This is a genomic window from Saezia sanguinis (assembly GCF_963921665.1).
In the GTDB taxonomy this organism is placed as follows: Bacteria; Pseudomonadota; Gammaproteobacteria; order Burkholderiales; family Burkholderiaceae_C; genus Saezia; species Saezia sanguinis.
This window is the reverse complement of record NZ_CAWUGC010000014.1, coordinates 14,410-30,078: the sequence shown is the minus strand read 5'-3', so window position 1 is coordinate 30,078 and position 15,669 is coordinate 14,410. Positions and strand designations below refer to the sequence as shown.

Annotated in this window: 18 protein-coding genes; 15 read left to right on the top strand and 3 right to left on the bottom strand. The window is 53.2% G+C overall.

Annotated features, from left to right (window positions below; genetic code table 11):
- Window positions 1-17: 17 nt before the first annotated feature.
- The 14 genes from murA (at window position 18) to tatC (ending at window position 10,484) form a co-directional block, all read left to right on the top strand.
- Complete coding sequence (gene murA, locus AACY98_RS08570) at window positions 18-1,292, top strand: UDP-N-acetylglucosamine 1-carboxyvinyltransferase (protein ID WP_339804068.1); 1,275 nt, start codon at window positions 18-20, stop codon at window positions 1,290-1,292.
- The gene (gene hisG / locus AACY98_RS08565; RefSeq protein WP_339804459.1) at window positions 1,292-1,951 is read left to right on the top strand and encodes an ATP phosphoribosyltransferase; all 660 of its coding nucleotides are present in this window, start codon (window positions 1,292-1,294) and stop codon (window positions 1,949-1,951) included. The genes murA and hisG overlap by 1 nt, the downstream gene beginning before the upstream one ends.
- Window positions 1,948-3,273, top strand: coding sequence for a histidinol dehydrogenase (gene hisD, locus AACY98_RS08560; RefSeq protein WP_339804065.1), 1,326 nt, complete (start codon window positions 1,948-1,950; stop codon window positions 3,271-3,273). The genes hisG and hisD overlap by 4 nt, the downstream gene beginning before the upstream one ends.
- Window positions 3,274-3,501: 228 nt before the next feature.
- Window positions 3,502-4,092, top strand: a complete 591-nt coding sequence (hisB, locus tag AACY98_RS08555) for an imidazoleglycerol-phosphate dehydratase HisB (RefSeq protein ID WP_339804062.1) — start codon at window positions 3,502-3,504, stop codon at window positions 4,090-4,092.
- A 74-nt stretch (window positions 4,093-4,166) separates the two neighbouring features.
- A complete protein-coding gene (hisH, locus tag AACY98_RS08550) occupies window positions 4,167-4,814 on the top strand; it encodes an imidazole glycerol phosphate synthase subunit HisH (RefSeq protein ID WP_339804059.1) in 648 nt (215 codons plus the stop codon).
- Between the two features lie 47 nt (window positions 4,815-4,861).
- Window positions 4,862-5,623 carry a 1-(5-phosphoribosyl)-5-[(5-phosphoribosylamino)methylideneamino]imidazole-4-carboxamide isomerase gene (gene hisA, locus AACY98_RS08545; protein WP_339804056.1) on the top strand — a complete coding sequence of 254 codons (762 nt, stop codon included), beginning with the start codon at window positions 4,862-4,864 and terminating at the stop codon, window positions 5,621-5,623.
- 61 nt (window positions 5,624-5,684) lie between these two features.
- Window positions 5,685-6,464 (top strand): imidazole glycerol phosphate synthase subunit HisF, encoded by a 780-nt coding sequence (gene hisF, locus AACY98_RS08540; protein WP_339804053.1) that lies wholly within the window; start codon window positions 5,685-5,687, stop codon window positions 6,462-6,464.
- Window positions 6,465-6,563: 99 nt separating this feature from the next.
- On the top strand, window positions 6,564-6,980 hold the full coding sequence (hisI, locus tag AACY98_RS08535) for a phosphoribosyl-AMP cyclohydrolase (protein ID WP_339804051.1): 417 nt from the start codon (window positions 6,564-6,566) through the stop codon (window positions 6,978-6,980).
- A gap of 1 nt (window position 6,981) precedes the next feature.
- Complete coding sequence (locus tag AACY98_RS08530; RefSeq protein WP_126978924.1) at window positions 6,982-7,437, top strand: DIP1984 family protein; 456 nt, start codon at window positions 6,982-6,984, stop codon at window positions 7,435-7,437.
- Between the two features lie 284 nt (window positions 7,438-7,721).
- On the top strand, window positions 7,722-8,078 hold the full coding sequence (locus tag AACY98_RS08525) for a phosphoribosyl-ATP diphosphatase (protein WP_126978926.1): 357 nt from the start codon (window positions 7,722-7,724) through the stop codon (window positions 8,076-8,078).
- A 105-nt stretch (window positions 8,079-8,183) separates the two neighbouring features.
- Window positions 8,184-8,552 (top strand): histidine triad nucleotide-binding protein, encoded by a 369-nt coding sequence (locus AACY98_RS08520; RefSeq protein WP_339804046.1) that lies wholly within the window; start codon window positions 8,184-8,186, stop codon window positions 8,550-8,552.
- A 98-nt stretch (window positions 8,553-8,650) separates the two neighbouring features.
- Entirely contained in the window at window positions 8,651-8,914 is a 264-nt protein-coding gene (gene tatA / locus AACY98_RS08515) for a Sec-independent protein translocase subunit TatA (RefSeq protein WP_339804045.1), read from the top strand.
- Between the two features lie 64 nt (window positions 8,915-8,978).
- Window positions 8,979-9,560: a Sec-independent protein translocase protein TatB gene (gene tatB / locus AACY98_RS08510; protein ID WP_339804042.1), complete on the top strand. Its 582-nt coding sequence runs from the start codon at window positions 8,979-8,981 to the stop codon at window positions 9,558-9,560.
- 114 nt (window positions 9,561-9,674) lie between these two features.
- Complete coding sequence (gene tatC, locus AACY98_RS08505) at window positions 9,675-10,484, top strand: twin-arginine translocase subunit TatC (protein ID WP_339804039.1); 810 nt, start codon at window positions 9,675-9,677, stop codon at window positions 10,482-10,484.
- A gap of 62 nt (window positions 10,485-10,546) precedes the next feature.
- Here the strand turns inward: tatC and AACY98_RS08500 are convergent, their stop codons facing one another.
- Window positions 10,547-11,731 (bottom strand): S1C family serine protease, encoded by a 1,185-nt coding sequence (locus tag AACY98_RS08500; RefSeq protein WP_339804037.1) that lies wholly within the window; start codon window positions 11,729-11,731, stop codon window positions 10,547-10,549.
- A 13-nt stretch (window positions 11,732-11,744) separates the two neighbouring features.
- On the opposite strand from AACY98_RS08500, the gene AACY98_RS08495 reads away from it, so the two are divergent.
- Window positions 11,745-12,500, top strand: coding sequence for a Nif3-like dinuclear metal center hexameric protein (locus AACY98_RS08495; protein WP_339804035.1), 756 nt, complete (start codon window positions 11,745-11,747; stop codon window positions 12,498-12,500).
- Between the two features lie 130 nt (window positions 12,501-12,630).
- On the opposite strand, the gene AACY98_RS08490 is transcribed toward AACY98_RS08495, so the two are convergent.
- Together AACY98_RS08490 and AACY98_RS08485 are read right to left on the bottom strand one after the other, a co-directional pair.
- Window positions 12,631-13,692 (bottom strand): Ldh family oxidoreductase, encoded by a 1,062-nt coding sequence (locus AACY98_RS08490; RefSeq protein WP_423817559.1) that lies wholly within the window; start codon window positions 13,690-13,692, stop codon window positions 12,631-12,633.
- A gap of 10 nt (window positions 13,693-13,702) precedes the next feature.
- The gene (locus AACY98_RS08485) at window positions 13,703-15,289 is read right to left on the bottom strand and encodes a DASS family sodium-coupled anion symporter (protein WP_339804030.1); all 1,587 of its coding nucleotides are present in this window, start codon (window positions 15,287-15,289) and stop codon (window positions 13,703-13,705) included.
- Window positions 15,290-15,669 lie beyond the last annotated feature (380 nt).

Genomic DNA, 15,669 nt, shown 5'->3' with positions numbered 1-15,669 from the left:
TAAAAAGATAGAAACAGATGGATAAACTGAAAATTCAAGGTGGCCGCCGCCTGCAAGGCGAAGTTGCTATTTCGGGCGCTAAAAATGCGGCATTGCCGGAGCTGTGTGCCGCACTGCTGACGGGCGATGCGGTAACGCTGCAAAATGTGCCGCGCCTGCAGGATGTGAACACAATGCTGAAGCTGTTGCGCAGCATGGGAATGCGCGCAGACTGGCTTGCAGACGTGGGCAGCCCCGGCGCTTATACCGTGCATTTGCAGGCTGGCGAGCTGAGCCATCTGGAGGCGTCTTATGACCTGGTGAAAACCATGCGTGCTTCTATTTTGGTGCTGGGGCCGCTGCTGAGCCGTTTCGGGCAGGGGCGGGTGTCTCTGCCAGGCGGCTGTGCCATTGGCTCACGCCCGGTGGATCAGCATATCAAAGGGTTGCAGGCCATGGGGGCGGAAATAGAGGTTGATCATGGTTATATTGTGGCCAAAGCCAAGCGGCTGAAAGGCGCACGCATTACGACCGATATGATCACCGTGACCGGAACCGAAAATCTGCTGATGGCGGCAACTTTGGCGCAAGGCGAAACGGTGCTGGAAAACGCCGCGCAGGAGCCCGAGGTTGTTGACCTGGCCGAAATGCTGATCGGCATGGGCGCGCGTATTGAAGGGCATGGCACCAGCAGTATCCATGTGCAAGGTGTTGATGCGTTAAATGGCTATACCCATACCGTGGTGCCGGACCGCATCGAAGCCGGTACTTTTCTGTGCGCGGTTGCCGCAACTGGCGGTACGGTGGTGCTGAAGCAGGCACGTGCTGAACATCTGGACGCTGTTATTTCCAAACTGCGGGCCGCTGGTGCGCAGATTGAGGCGGGGGCAGATTTTATCCGTATCCGTGCTGCAGGGCGTATGCAGGCGCAGAGCTTTCGCACCGCAGAATATCCCGGCTTTCCAACCGACATGCAGGCACAGTTCATGGCTTTGAACAGTATTGCCAAAGGGCGGGCAACGATCACGGAGACTATTTTTGAAAACCGTTTCATGCATGTGAACGAGCTGCTTCGCCTGGGCGCACAAATTCATGCGGATGGCCGTGTTGCCGTGGTTGATGGTGTAGAGCACCTTTCAGGAGCAACAGTGATGGCCACGGATCTGCGCGCATCTGCCAGCCTGGTGATTGCCGGGTTGGTGGCGCAGGGGGAAACACTGGTGGATCGGATCTACCATCTGGATAGGGGCTATGACTGCATGGAAGGCAAGCTGCGTGCGTTGGGGGCCAAAATTGAAAGGGTCAAAGCATGATGAGCGACACGATCACGCTGGCCCTTTCCAAGGGGCGAATTTTTGATGAAACACTGCCTTTGCTGCAGGCTGCGGGCATTGAAGTCACAGAAGACCCGGAAAAATCGCGCAGGCTGATTTTGTCGACCAACCAACCCGGTGTGAAGGTGGTGCTGGTGCGTGCGACCGATGTGCCTACCTATGTGCAGTATGGCGGCGCTGATATGGGGGTGGCTGGCAAAGATGTTTTGCTGGAACACGGCGGAGAAGGTTTGTACCAGCCGCTGGACCTTAACATTGCCCGCTGCCGGATGAGTGTGGCAACGCAGGCCGGGTTTGATTACGCCGGCAAGGCCCAACAAGGGGCGCGTATTAGGGTGGCGACCAAATACCCCGCAATTGCGCGTGAGCATTTTGCGCACAAAGGGGTGCATGTGGATATCATCAAGCTGTATGGCTCGATGGAACTGGCCCCGCTGACAGGGCTGGCCGATGCCATTGTGGACTTGGTGTCCACGGGCAATACCTTGCGTGCCAACCATCTGGTGGAAGTGGAAAAAGTCATGGATATTTCATCGCGGCTGGTTGTGAACCAGGCGGCGCTGAAACTCAAGACAGAAAAGGTACGCCATCTCATTGACACATTTGCCAAGGCCTCTTCTCAGGAGGAAAATGAATGAGCACACAACAAGAGCAACTGGTGCGCTGCCTGCGCACAACCGACAGTGATTTTGAAGCGGAATTTGCCAGGCTGCGGCATTGGTCGGCTGAAACCGACAATGCCATTGAGCAGCGCGTAGCCGATATTTTGGCCGATGTGCAAAAACGCGGTGACGCGGCTGTGCTGGAATACACGGAACGTTTTGACGGGTTGAAGGCGGCTTCTATGCAGGCGCTGGAGTTGCACCCGCAGGAGCTGGAAGATGCGTTTAAAACACTGCCGGCCAAACAGCAGGATGCATTGCAGTTTGCCACAGAACGTATCCGGCGCTACCACGAAGCGCAAATGGAAGCTTGCGGACGCAGTTGGCAGTACCGGGATGAAGACGGTACGCTGCTGGGGCAGAAGGTTACCCCGCTGGACCGGGTGGGCGTGTATGTGCCTGGCGGCAAGGCGGCATATCCTTCCAGCGTGCTGATGAATGTGGTGCCCGCGCATGTGGCCGGTGTCAAAGATATTGTGATGGTGGTACCCACCCCGCGCGGTGAAAAAAACGCACTGGTACTGGCTGCTGCCCACGTGGCTGGTGTGACGCGCGGCTATGCCATTGGCGGCGCACAGGCAGTTGGCGCTTTGGCGTATGGTACGCAGCACATTGCCCCGGTAGACAAGATTACCGGGCCGGGCAATGCCTATGTCGCATCAGCCAAGCGGCGGGTGTTTGGCACCGTGGGTATTGACATGATTGCCGGGCCCAGTGAAATTCTGGTGGTGGCTGACGGTTCTACTAACCCTGAGTGGGTGGCGATGGATTTGTTCAGCCAGGCCGAACATGATGAACTGGCACAGTCGATTCTGCTGTGCCCCGATGCGGCGTATATTGAACAGGTGCTTGGGCATCTGGAGCGTTTGCTGCCGGCCATGCCGCGTGCGGAAATTATCCGCAAATCGCTGACAGGCCGTGGCGCGCTGATTCAGACGCGCAGCATGGAAGAGGCGTGTGAAATCTCCAACCGCATTGCACCGGAGCATCTGGAAATTGCGTCGCAAGAGGCCAGTCTCTGGGAGCCTTTGCTCAAACACGCTGGCGCCATATTCATTGGGGCCTATACCAGCGAATCGCTGGGCGACTACTGTGCAGGGCCCAACCATGTGCTGCCAACATCCGGCACAGCGCGTTTTTCGAATCCGCTGGGTGTGTATGACTTTACCAAGCGCAGCAGCCTGATTGAGGTGAGTGCAGATGGTGCTCAGAAAATGGGTGTGGTGGCTGCCGAACTGGCGTACGGCGAAGGCCTGCAGGCGCATGCGCATTCGGCAGAACTGCGGCTTAAAAAGTAAAGCAGCTTGTTACAGAGCCGTAAGCATGGGACGGTGTGGTCTGGCGTGAAATGGAATCAGCCGGGAAAGCAGGCAGGGGAAAGTAAGCCCTGAGCCCGTTATAATGCGGCAAATGATTGAAAAACAACAGATAATAGCATTCCAAGTTGCTGCCAAAGCAGCTTAAATGACACAATTATTATTTCTTATGGTTTATATAACGGTGCTCAGACAAGCACGGCGTGAAAAATGACTCGAACAGCGCAAGTAACCCGCAATACCCGCGAAACCCAGATCCGTGTTGCATTGGATCTGGATGGCAGTGGCCAGTCTGAACTGCATACCGGAATTGGTTTTCTGGATCATATGCTGGATCAAGTGGCTCGCCATGGTCTGATTGATCTGGAAGTACAGGCACAGGGTGACCTGCATATTGATGGACACCATACGGTAGAGGATATTGGCATTACACTGGGGCAGGCGGTTGCGCAGGCGGTGGGCGATAAAAAGGGCATTTGCCGTTATGGCCATGCTTACGTTCCTCTGGATGAAGCGCTTTCGCGCGTTGTGATTGATTTCTCCGGCCGTCCGGGGCTGGTGATGGATGTGCTTTTTACCGCGCCGGTGATCGGTACGCTGGATACGCAGTTGATCGCGGAGTTTTTCCATGGTTTTGTGAACCATGCCAATGTCACGCTGCACATTGACAATCTGCGGGGCGAGAATGCGCACCACCAGTGTGAATCTGTGTTTAAGGCATTTGCGCGTGCCATGCGTATGGCACTGACGCCTGATATGCGTATGCAGGGCGTTATTCCTTCGACCAAGGGGGCTCTGTAAGCCTGCCTGATCCATTCCACTCATGATTTGTAAAATGAGACTTCCATGCCTAACTGCCTGATGATTCTGCCGGTATGAGAACTGTTGCCATCATTGATTATGAAATGGGGAACCTGCGCTCGGTCGCACAGGCTGTGCTGCATGTAGCTGCTGGCGAAAACGTGCAGGTTATTACAACAGATGATCCGGAGCAGGTCAGGAAGGCAGAGCGCATTGTGCTGCCGGGCCAGGGGGCTATGCCTGACTGTATGCACAAGCTGCAGGATGCCGGGCTGCAGGAGGCGGTGCTGGAAGCCGCACGGAACAAGCCTTTGTTTGGTGTGTGTGTGGGCATGCAGATGCTGCTGGATGGCAGCGAAGAAGGGGGTTATACACCTTCTCTGGGGCTGATTGCCGGCACTGTGAAAAAGTTTGAGCTGGACGGGCAGTTGCAGGAGGATGGCAGCCGCTACAAGGTACCGCAAATGGGCTGGAATCAGGTCAGGCAGACCTGTGCGCATCCTCTGTGGCAGGCGGTACCGGATGATTCCTGGTTTTATTTTGTGCACAGCTACTATGCCCGACCACACGATGCCCGGCACAGCGCAGGCGAAACGGATTATGGACAGCCGTTTACTTCCGTGATTGCACAGGACAATATTTTTGCCACGCAGTTTCATCCGGAAAAAAGTGCCGAGATGGGGTTGCAGCTTTATCGTAACTTTTTACACTGGGCCCCCTGAGCGGGGGTATTTTCTCACTTAACCAACTTCACTGATACCGAACCATCATGCTTCTGATTCCAGCTATCGACCTGAAAGACGGTCATTGTGTACGCTTGCAGCAGGGTGATATGAATGCCGCAACAACGTTTTCTGAAGAGCCGGCGGCCATGGCCGCACACTGGTTGAACCAGGGAGCCAGGCGTTTGCATCTGGTTGATCTCAACGGCGCTTTTGCCGGCAAGCCGGTCAATGGCAAGGCGATCAAGGCCATTCTCAAAGAGGTGGGTGGAGAGATTCCGGTGCAGATCGGGGGCGGTATTCGCTCGCTGGACACGATTGAGTTTTATGTGGACGCCGGTATTTCCTATGTGATTATCGGTACGGCAGCCATTAAAAACCCGGGTTTTCTGCAGGACGCCTGCAGCGCTTTTGGCGGACATGTCATCGTTGGGCTGGATGCTCGCGAGGGTATGGTTGCAACCGACGGCTGGAGCAAGCTGACCAAGCACAGCGCCATTGATCTGGCACGCCGGTTTGAGGATTACGGTGTGGAAAGCATCATATACACCGATATCGGACGCGATGGCATGCTCACCGGCATCAATATTGAAGCCACTGTGCAGTTGGCTCAGGCGGTTTCCATTCCGGTGATTGCTTCGGGAGGGCTGAGCTCCATGGCCGATATTGAAAAGCTGTGCGAAGTACAGGATGAAGGGATTGAAGGCGTTATCTGCGGGCGGGCGATTTATTCGGGCGATCTGGATTTTGCCGCGGCCCAGGATCTGGCCGATGAGTACGATGATGTGGATGAAGCAGATGACGCGTAAAGTGGAGTACCCGGCGTGCTGATGCGGAGGAAACAGGCTTTTTATATACATTGGGGCTGCCATGCTGGCTAAACGCATTATTCCTTGTCTTGATGTGACCGGCGGGCGGGTGGTCAAGGGCATTAATTTCGTTGGGCTGCAGGACGCTGGCGATCCGGTGGAAATTGCGGCCCGCTATAACGAACAGGGCGCCGACGAACTGACTTTTCTGGATATTACGGCCACCAGTGATGACCGTGGCATGATTCTGGAGATGATCGAGGCGGTGGCTTCGCAGGTGTTTATTCCACTGACAGTGGGCGGTGGCGTGCGAACCGTGGCTGATGTGCGCCGGCTGCTGAATTCGGGGGCCGATAAGGTCAGCTTTAATTCTGCTGCAATTGCCAACCCGGATGTGATCAAGGAAACCTCCGACAAATACGGCTCCCAGTGCATTGTCGTGGCCATAGACGCCAAGCGCCGCCAGGGGGAGGATCTGGCGGCCCGTGGCCCGGGTTGGGACATCTATACACATGGCGGGCGTAAAAATGCGCAGATTGATGCGCTGGAATGGGCGCGCCGGATGAATGCGTATGGTGCCGGAGAGATTTTGCTGACCAGCATGAACAAGGACGGCACCAAAAGCGGGTTTGACCTGGAGCTGACCGCAGCGGTCAGTGATGCCGTCAGCATTCCCGTCATTGCCTCTGGCGGTGTCGGAACGCTGGAGCACATGGTCGACGGCATTCAAAAAGGCAAAGCAGATGCCGTGCTGGCTGCCAGTATTTTCCACTACGGAGAATATACGGTGCGCCAGGCCAAGGAATATATGGCAAGCCGGGGTATCCCGGTACGGCTTTAATATATCTCACAACACCATATAGAGTTGCCCATCATTTGTAAATAAGCCAGCGTGTATTGAAATACCAGGCTTATGGGGCAGGCCGTTTACAATAGTGCCATGGAACAAACAGATCAGACATGGTTAGATGCAGTCAAATGGGATGAGCATGGACTTATCCCGGTGATTGCGCAGGAAGCTGGCAGCAATGACGTACTGATGTTCGCGTTCATGAACCGGGAGGCGTTGCAGCGTACAGTGATTTTGGGACAGGCTGTTTACTGGAGCCGCTCACGCAAAAGACTCTGGCATAAAGGCGAGGAGTCAGGCCACTTTCAGCAGGTGCATGAAATCCGGCTGGATTGTGATAACGATGTGATTTTGCTGAAAGTGACCCAGTTGGGGCATGAGCCCGGCATTGCCTGCCATACAGGGCGGCACAGTTGTTTTTTCAAAAAATTGGAAAACGGGCGCTGGAAAGAGGTCGATCCTGTGTTGCAGGACCCGGCCGCAATTTATCAGAACAAAAGGGGCTGAAATGAAACTGGCAGAAGCTCTGTTGTTACGCGCCGAGTATCAGCAGAAAATTGTGAATTTGCAGGGACGTCTGGCACAGAACCTCAAGGTACAGGAAGGTGAGCAGCCACATGAAGACCCTGAGCAACTGCTGCAGGAACTGCTTTCGTTGAATGATAAGCTGGTTGAGCTGATTAAAAAGGTCAATCTGGCCAATATGCAAACGCCATTTGACGAGCGCAGAACATTGGCAGATGCTTTGGTTGAGCGGGAAATTCTGGCTAAAAAGAGGCAGATATTGACAACTGCCGTTAGCAATGCCAATCAACGGGATTATCGGTTGACGCATGCCGAAGTGAAGCTGGTGGTGACGGTGGATATTGCCCGGTTGCAAAAGCAGATTGATCAGTTATCGAAAGAGTTCAGAGAGCTTGACACGGCGATTCAGGCAAGGAACTGGACAGTGGATCTTGAATAGCTTTGACGCAGAGTTAAAGCGTGTAGCCAGAAGAGTAAAAGCGGGTATATTCAACTTAGAGCTTTTTAAAGTTCAACAGTAGTCTTGGAAGCAGGCGTTTTGATAACATCTCAGGCCCAGTACAAGTCACAGTTGTACGATTAAAATTTGACACATTATGACCACATACCGGTTTATTCTGACGGTGAGGGCTGGGTTTGGGGATTTTGAGTTCACTGTCATGAAATATTCATCTGGATATGCGATAAAGCATATGGATATCTTAAAAATACAGGAAACAGGTTATGTCTGGAAATGATATTCTTGAGCGCCTGGCGGCGGTGATTGAAACACGCAAGCCTGCACAGGGCGGAGACCCGGAAACCTCTTACGTGGCAAGGCTGTTTGCCAAGGGGGAAGATGCGATTTTGAAGAAGGTCGGTGAAGAGGCCACTGAAACCGTCATGGCAGGTAAGGACGGAGACCCTCAGAAGATTGTTTATGAAATGGCTGATTTGTGGTTTCATTGTTTGGTGGCATTGGCAAATTATGATTTATCGCCTGCCGATGTTTTGAATGAAATGGCACGACGGGAAGGGATGTCCGGCTTGGAGGAATTTGCCATGCGCAAAGTGAAGCAGCGCGAGGCAGGGCAGATCTGAAACAGGGGTACTCGGGCACAGGTGGCGGTTTAACCTTTTGACGTCCGGCAAAGTTAAAATAGCATATAGTCGCTATGATGGAATTTCCTGACAGGAGAAATGTGCATGCAGCATGATCATGACCCGGACTGTATTTTTTGCAAAATTGTGGCTGGCGATATTCCCAGCAAAAAAGTGTATGAGGATGATGATCTGCTGGCTTTTCATGACATCAGCCCATGGGCGCCGATCCATCTTTTGATCATTCCCAAAACCCATATCCCTTCGATGGCACAGGTTCAGCCGAAGCATGCGCCGTTGCTGGGGCGGATGATGGTTTTGGCACCGCAGCTGGCCAAAGAGCAGGGGTGTGAGCCTTTTCCAGAAGGCGGATTCAGGCTGGTGGTGAATACCGGGGATGAAAGCGGGCAGGAAGTGCATCACCTGCATTTGCATGTGGTGGGCGGGCCGCATCCATGGAAGCAGATTTTGTAAGAATATGGTCGTGACAGGGGCGCTGTACGGGCGTAACCCACGCAGAGACGATACGTTGTATATTTATAGTGCTAGAGACAGAATTGCGGGAGTAGTATATGGGTTCATTTAGTATTTGGCATTGGCTGATTGTGCTGCTGATTGTGGTACTGGTTTTTGGTACCAAAAAAATCAAGAACATCGGCCAGGATTTGGGCAGTGCTGTTAAGGGTTTCAAAGACGGCATGAAAGATGGTACCACTGCTGAAGAGCAGGCTGCACAACAACAGCAACAGGTCACCGTGGATAAAGCGGCTTCGGCAGTTGACGCAGGCAAAACCATTGATGTGCAGGCCAAAGACAACCAGGACAACAAGGGCTGATGACAGCAGTCTGGAGCCGGGCGAGACGTTTTGCCTTTAAGCTGCGGGCAGGATTTGTGCTGAAATGATAGATATTGGATTATCCAAGCTGATGCTTATCGGTGTAGTGGCTCTGGTGGTCATTGGGCCGGAGAAGCTGCCGCGCGTGGCGCGTACGGCTGGGACATTGCTTGGGCGTGCTCAGCGCTATGTCAATGATGTCAAGGCAGAGGTCAGCCAGCAAATGGATATAGATGAGCTGAAGCGGGTTAAAACGCACATTGAGGATGCGGCCCGGAATGTGGAATCTACGGTATCCAAAAATCTGCACGAAACCAGTCAGGAGATTAATGCCACCTGGAAAGGCGATGATGCAACGGCCGGTTCTGCTTTGTCTGCGGACGCTGCAGGGCTTCCCCCGGCGATCAGCGACAACGAAAAACTGCCTACCGTAGTACAAACACCTTCAGTGTTGCAGTTGCATGCACAGGAGAAACTGCGTGAGCAGAATCGTCAGGCACAAAAGCAGAAAAAGGCTGATGAAGGGTCGCTGCAGAAAAACTGGCGTGCGCAACGTTATGCCATGCCCTTGTGGTACCGGCGGCGCACGCGGATGCGGTGTTCGTTACGCTCCAGCGCGGCAAGGCATGCCAGACAGTCGCATTAGCGATGCGGGTTTGTCGGATGCGGGGCAAAGTCAAAGTGGCATTTGCATGATGAGGTCTCAAATCTGTTCGATAATGGTGCCGTAGCAGGCAATTGGCCGCTTTTGAAGAAATACATGAGTTCAACACCTTCTCCCAACAATCAGGATGACGAACTGGCTGGTACAGAACAGCCGTTTATGGAGCACCTGATTGAACTGCGCACCCGGCTGATTCGTGCGGTATTGTCGATTGCTGTGGTGGCGATTGCATTGGCCATCTGGCCGGGAGCCAATCAACTGTTTGACTGGCTGGCTTGGCCACTGGTGTCGCATTTGCCCAATGGCGAAAAGATGATTGCCATTGGCGTTATTTCCCCTTTCATGACACCCCTTAAAGTTATGCTGATGACCGCACTGGTTATTGCATTGCCTGTTGTGCTGTATCAGGTATGGGCTTTTGTGGCCCCTGGGTTATACCGCAGTGAAAAACGGCTGGTGCTGCCGTTGGTTATCTCCAGTACATTGCTGTTTTTCCTAGGCATGGCGTTTTGTTACTTCTTTGTTTTTGGCAAAGTGTTTACATTTATTTTGCATTTTGCCCCGCAAAGTATTACTTATGCGCCGGATATCGACCAGTATTTGAGCTTTGCATTGACGCTGTTTCTGGCTTTTGGCATTGCGTTTGAGGTGCCTATCGTGGTCGTGGTGCTGGTGAGTCTGGGCGTGGTTTCGGTGGAAAAGCTCAAGGAAGTGCGTGGCTACGTGATTGTGTCTTCTTTTATCGTTGCCGCGATTGTGACGCCGCCAGACGTCATCTCACAATTGTTACTGGCAATTCCGATGTGTTTGCTGTATGAGATCGGAATATGGGTATCCAAGCTGGCCCGCACCAAATCTGTTGATGAGCAAAGTGCTCCAGAGCGTTCAGAAAAAGAGTCTGCATGAGCGTATAAGCATGGCGTAAGCGCTCTGCCACGCTTTTCAGCGTGAGGACGAACATGGAGCGCTTAGCGGTTGGATGGGACCGCAGTGGGGCGGGTGCCAGGTACAACGGTAAGAAATACTTCCTGATCGCCGCGTTGTACGGTGATTGGGGTTTTTTCTCCGGGGGTTAAGGAGGCTACCGCATTAAGCAACTGGGGCGTGTTGCTGATTTGCCGCGTACCCAGGCGTCGCACAATGTCTCCCGGGCGTATGCCCGCGATTGAAGCCGGGCTGCCATCCAGCACACCGGTTACCAGCACACCAGAATCGACTGGAGAGCGCATGACATGCAGCAACTCCGGGGTCAGGTCACGTGGTTCAATGCCGATCCAGCCGCGTACCACTTTGCCATGTTCCAGCAGGCTTTCCATGACCAGTTTGGCGGTAGAGGAGGGAATGGCAAAACCTATGCCTTGAGAGCCGCCGGTGCGGGAATAAATGGCTGTGTTGATGCCGATCAGTTCGCCGCTGGTATTGATGAGCGCTCCGCCGGAATTGCCGGGGTTGATGGCAGCATCGGTTTGAATGAAGTTCTCAAATGTGTTCAGTCCAATGCGGTTGCGCCCGACAGCGCTGATAATGCCGGAGGTCACGGTCTGGCCGACACCAAAGGGGTTACCGATGGCCAGTACCACATCGCCAACATGGGTCTGGTCAGAGTCGCCAAGGATGATCACCGGAAGGTTGTCCAGATCAATTTTCAGCAAGGCCAGGTCGGTTTCCGGATCGGTTCCGATGACTGTTGCGGTGGCTTGCCTGCCATCGGTGAGTGCGACCCGGATTTCGTCGGCCGAAGCGACCACATGGTTGTTGGTCAGAATATAGCCATCAGCACTGACAACCACTCCTGATCCGAGTCCTTCCTGTGAAGGGCGGGTATCCGGATTGCCGAAATAATAGCGGTACCACATGTCTTCACGGCTGCCAAAACGGTTCAGCGTTTTGCTGGTGCTGATGCTGACAACCGCAGGTACGGCGCGGCTGGCGGCAATGGCGTAACTGTCAGGAGCGGCAGGGGCGGTGTTAGATGTGTCTTCTGATGCATCTGTGGAAGGGGCAACAAACGAAATCGGTGTGATCAGCCGGGGATTATTGGCAGCGTTGACTGGAGAGCGCGACATCCATTCCGGTTTCAACGTGGCGACAACAAAAAATATAGCCACTAAAATGGTGACAGACTGAGCGAAAATGAGCCAGGTTTTATGCATAAGGGGCAGTACGATGGTACATCGCAATGAGCTGACAGCTTATATGGATACATTGCTTGAAATTGAGCGATTTAAGGATTATGGCCCCAATGGGCTGCAGGTTGAAGGCCGGGCGCAGATAAACAGAGTTGTCTGCGGTGTTACTGCATCGCTGGCGCTGATTGAACAGGCAATTGCAGCGCAGGCAGATGCTGTCATTGTGCATCACGGGTTGTTCTGGCGCGGGCAGGATGGCCGTATCGTTGGCTGGATGAAGCAGCGGTTACAACGCCTTCTGGTGAACGACGTGAGCCTGTACGCCTACCATTTGCCTTTGGATGCAGCACCGGTACTCGGAAATAATGCGGTACTGGGGCAACGCCTGGGATTGAAGGTCAATGAATACATTGGTGATCAGGGCCTGATTGCACTGGGTGAGCCTGACGGAGGGGTGTCTTGGACACTGGAAGAGATACAGCAAAAAGTTGCGCAGACATTGCAGCGTGACCCTTTGGTGATTGCAGGGGACGGCAGGCCGCTGAAACGCATTGCCTGGTGCTCAGGCGGCGCGCAAGGTTATTTTGAAACCGCGATTGCAGCAGGTGCCGATGTGTATCTGACCGGAGAAATTTCTGAGCCACAAATGCATTATGCGCGTGAAACCGGGGTCGCGTTTCTGGCCTGTGGGCACCATGCAACCGAGCGCTATGGCATTCAGGCGCTGGCACAGAATGTATCCGATCATTTCGGTATTGAGTGCCAGTATATTGAGGTGGATAATCCGGCCTGAGTCCATGTGCTGAAACGCCGTGTATGGCAGTTTGATCAAACGGAAAATGCAGGGGCAAAAGTAAAAAAGCCATATCCCCGAAAGGATATGGCTATCAGAATAACCCCCACTTAAGGAGTTGTATGGAATCTCAAATAGGTTTCACCTCCGGTATAGATACCTGCAATTCAGTGCCCATTTTCTGAAGCGCCTGCCAGGAGGCATCATCTAGCACGATGGTTTGCGAGTTTTTGGCTTTGTTGGCCGCCTCATATTCACCCGGATACTGTACACCGCTTGAGCCGGGCTGCGGCGGGCAGCTCTTCAGATACTCGACGAAAGTTTCCGCTTCGCTTGCCGCCCATGCCTGTGTGGCAAACCGGTCAATGTTGACGATCAGAGCAAATATGTTGTTGACAGCCATGCCTTTGGTGCCATGGTTCGCTTTATGAATCGTGCCACCACCTGAAAGAATGCCGGCGAACAATTCAACCGCTACCCCAAGCCCGTAGCCTTTGTGCGCACCGAAGGTGAGCAATGCACCCGGCGGGTCTTGCAACATGACATTGGGGTCTGTGGTTGGATTGCCTTGCGCATCAATCAGGGCATCAGGCGGAGCCTGTTTGCCCTGGGCTGCCAGTACCCGCGCTTTATTGAGCGCGATGGCACTGGTCGCCAGATCCAGCAGGAAGGGTGGTCTACCGTTGGGCATCGGCCAGGCAAAGCACACCGGGTTGGTTGTCAACCGGGCTTTTGCTCCGCCAAAAGGTGCCACAGTAGGTTTGCGTTTCACAATATTGGTAAAAGCCAATAAAGCCATGCCTGCCTTGGTGACCATTTCACCATAAAAGCCGGTGCGGCCAATATGGTGCGCATAGCGCAGCGTCAGCGCACAGATACTGAATTCGTGTGCCTGTGCAATGGCGTTTTGAAATGCCACTTTGGCGGCATGCTGACCAAACCCCAGGTGTGCGTCGTACCCCAGTGAAGCGGTACGGTCACGTATGCATTCCAGAGGGGCATCTGCTTTGAGCGTGCCCATCTTTAATGCATTCTGATAGCTTGGCAGGATGGAAATACCATGACTGGCATAACCTACTCTATCCGATTCAACCAGATGTTCTGCCACATCATATGCGACATTTTCTGGTACGCCCTGCGCCATCAGCAGGCTTTTTGCCATGCTGAGCGCAGTACCGATGTCCAGTTGGATACTCATTTTTTTAGATCCATCCCAACAGCGGCCAGTAGGTTTTCGCCAGGATCAGCATCAGCACGTAGCCGATGATGGTCAGAGGAATACCGACTTTGGCGAATTCACGTGCATTGAATGTTTCCGTACCGAGTGCCACCATGTTTTGCGGCGCATTGATTGGCAGGATGAAGCCGTAGCTCACCACGAAGCCAAGCAACATGCTCAGACCCAACTGGATTTGTGGGGTCAGCGCGGTGTTGGTGTTACCAATGGTGTGAAGCATCGCGATCATGATGGGCATGAACAGCGCGCACAAAGCGGTTGCACTGGCAAAGCCCAAGTGAATTACGATCAGGAACAATGCAAGGATGGCGAAAATCATGAACGGGGTCATGGTGGTCAAACCTGCGCCGAAAACGACGAGGTCACCCAGCCAGCGGCCGGCACCTGTTGTGAGCATGGCTCCACCCAGACTGATACCGACCCCAAACACGAGGATGGTACCCCAGGGAGCGCGTTTTTGCACTTCTTTCCAGTTGATCACGCCAATGCCGGGCAGCATCATGATTGCTAGGCCGAAAGTGGTGGATGTGGTGGTGTCAATCCTGTGTAGCTTGCCGCCGGTTGCCCAGAATGCGAGCAGTACGCAGGTAATAATGAACAGACGCAACTGGGGGCCTGGGATAGGACCGAGGTCTTTGAGCTCTTTGGCAACTGCTTCTTTACCGCCAGGAATGTTGTCTGCTTCAGGCGGCATCAGTTTGATGATGACGAAGAACAGCACAATAGACATCAGAACAGACCATGGGCCACCAGCAATAAGCCAGTCAATCCATGAGATAGCAGAGATGTCTATACCAGCAGCCTGGAACGGCTGAATAATCAGTTTGTCCATGAAGCCCACGGTGTTCAGGTTCTGTGCTGCGGCAGTTTGAATACCAACGTTCCATACGCTGGTTGCCTGTGCAACCATGATCATGATACCTACGGCAATACGGGAGCGTTTGTCAACCCCGTAAGCAGCCACAATACCGCTCATGATCGGGATAATACAGGCCACACGTGCTGTTGCACTGGGAACAAACAAGCTGAGCACGATGGTCACAACGATCACACCAACCAGAATGCGTTTGGTACTGGTACCAATGGTATTCAAAATAATCAGCGCGATACGGCGATCCAGTCCGGTGAAAGTCATGGCTGCAGCCAGGAAAGTGGCCCCTGCAACCAGTGCCCATGCACTGCTTGAGAATCCTGTCAATGCCAGACCAATAGCTTTGCCGGTGCCCATCATGGTGGTGGCAGCCGGGTTGGCCTCTGTGGGCGCTGGAACCGGTGCGAAACCGACTAAAAGCGCAATCAAGGCGATGATCATAATTGAGCTGACTTCATACGAAACCGATTCAGTCAGCCACACAATCACCGCAAATGCCAAGATGGCCAGCATGAACTTACCTTGCATGGTAAGGCCTGCCATTTGTATGCCTTCCCCTTGAAGTACATAGCCGTCAATTGGTAGAAACATGACGACAACCATCGCAATAAGGCCAACAATCAATCCAATGGGAATCGGGAATTTGGATTGAGTGCCGGGTGCAGCATTAGTTGCTCCCATAACAAACTCCTATAAAAATAATATGCGGTTTAAATATAAGGGTAAACACCTACGAAGTTATTGATGGATCGCAAGGTATTTCCCAATCGTGTTCGCATGATGAGCACGAAATTGCATGTCTAGTATCCTGCGAATGCCACAAAAAGCATACATCCGGGGTGTTTGTCCCCTATTAGATCAAGGGCTTGATCAATGGTGTTATAAAGGCAGGGTGCAAGCTGGGTTGAGAACGGCATAAAAAGTGTGTGCACTGCATAAACCGTGTTCCAATGCGGGTTTCCCCATGAAGGCGGGGGCTTTTACAATCAAAAATTTTTGCATTGCAGCAAATGGTTTGAGAGGAAAAATTTTTACTCTGGCGTGGTTGATTTCAACGAATA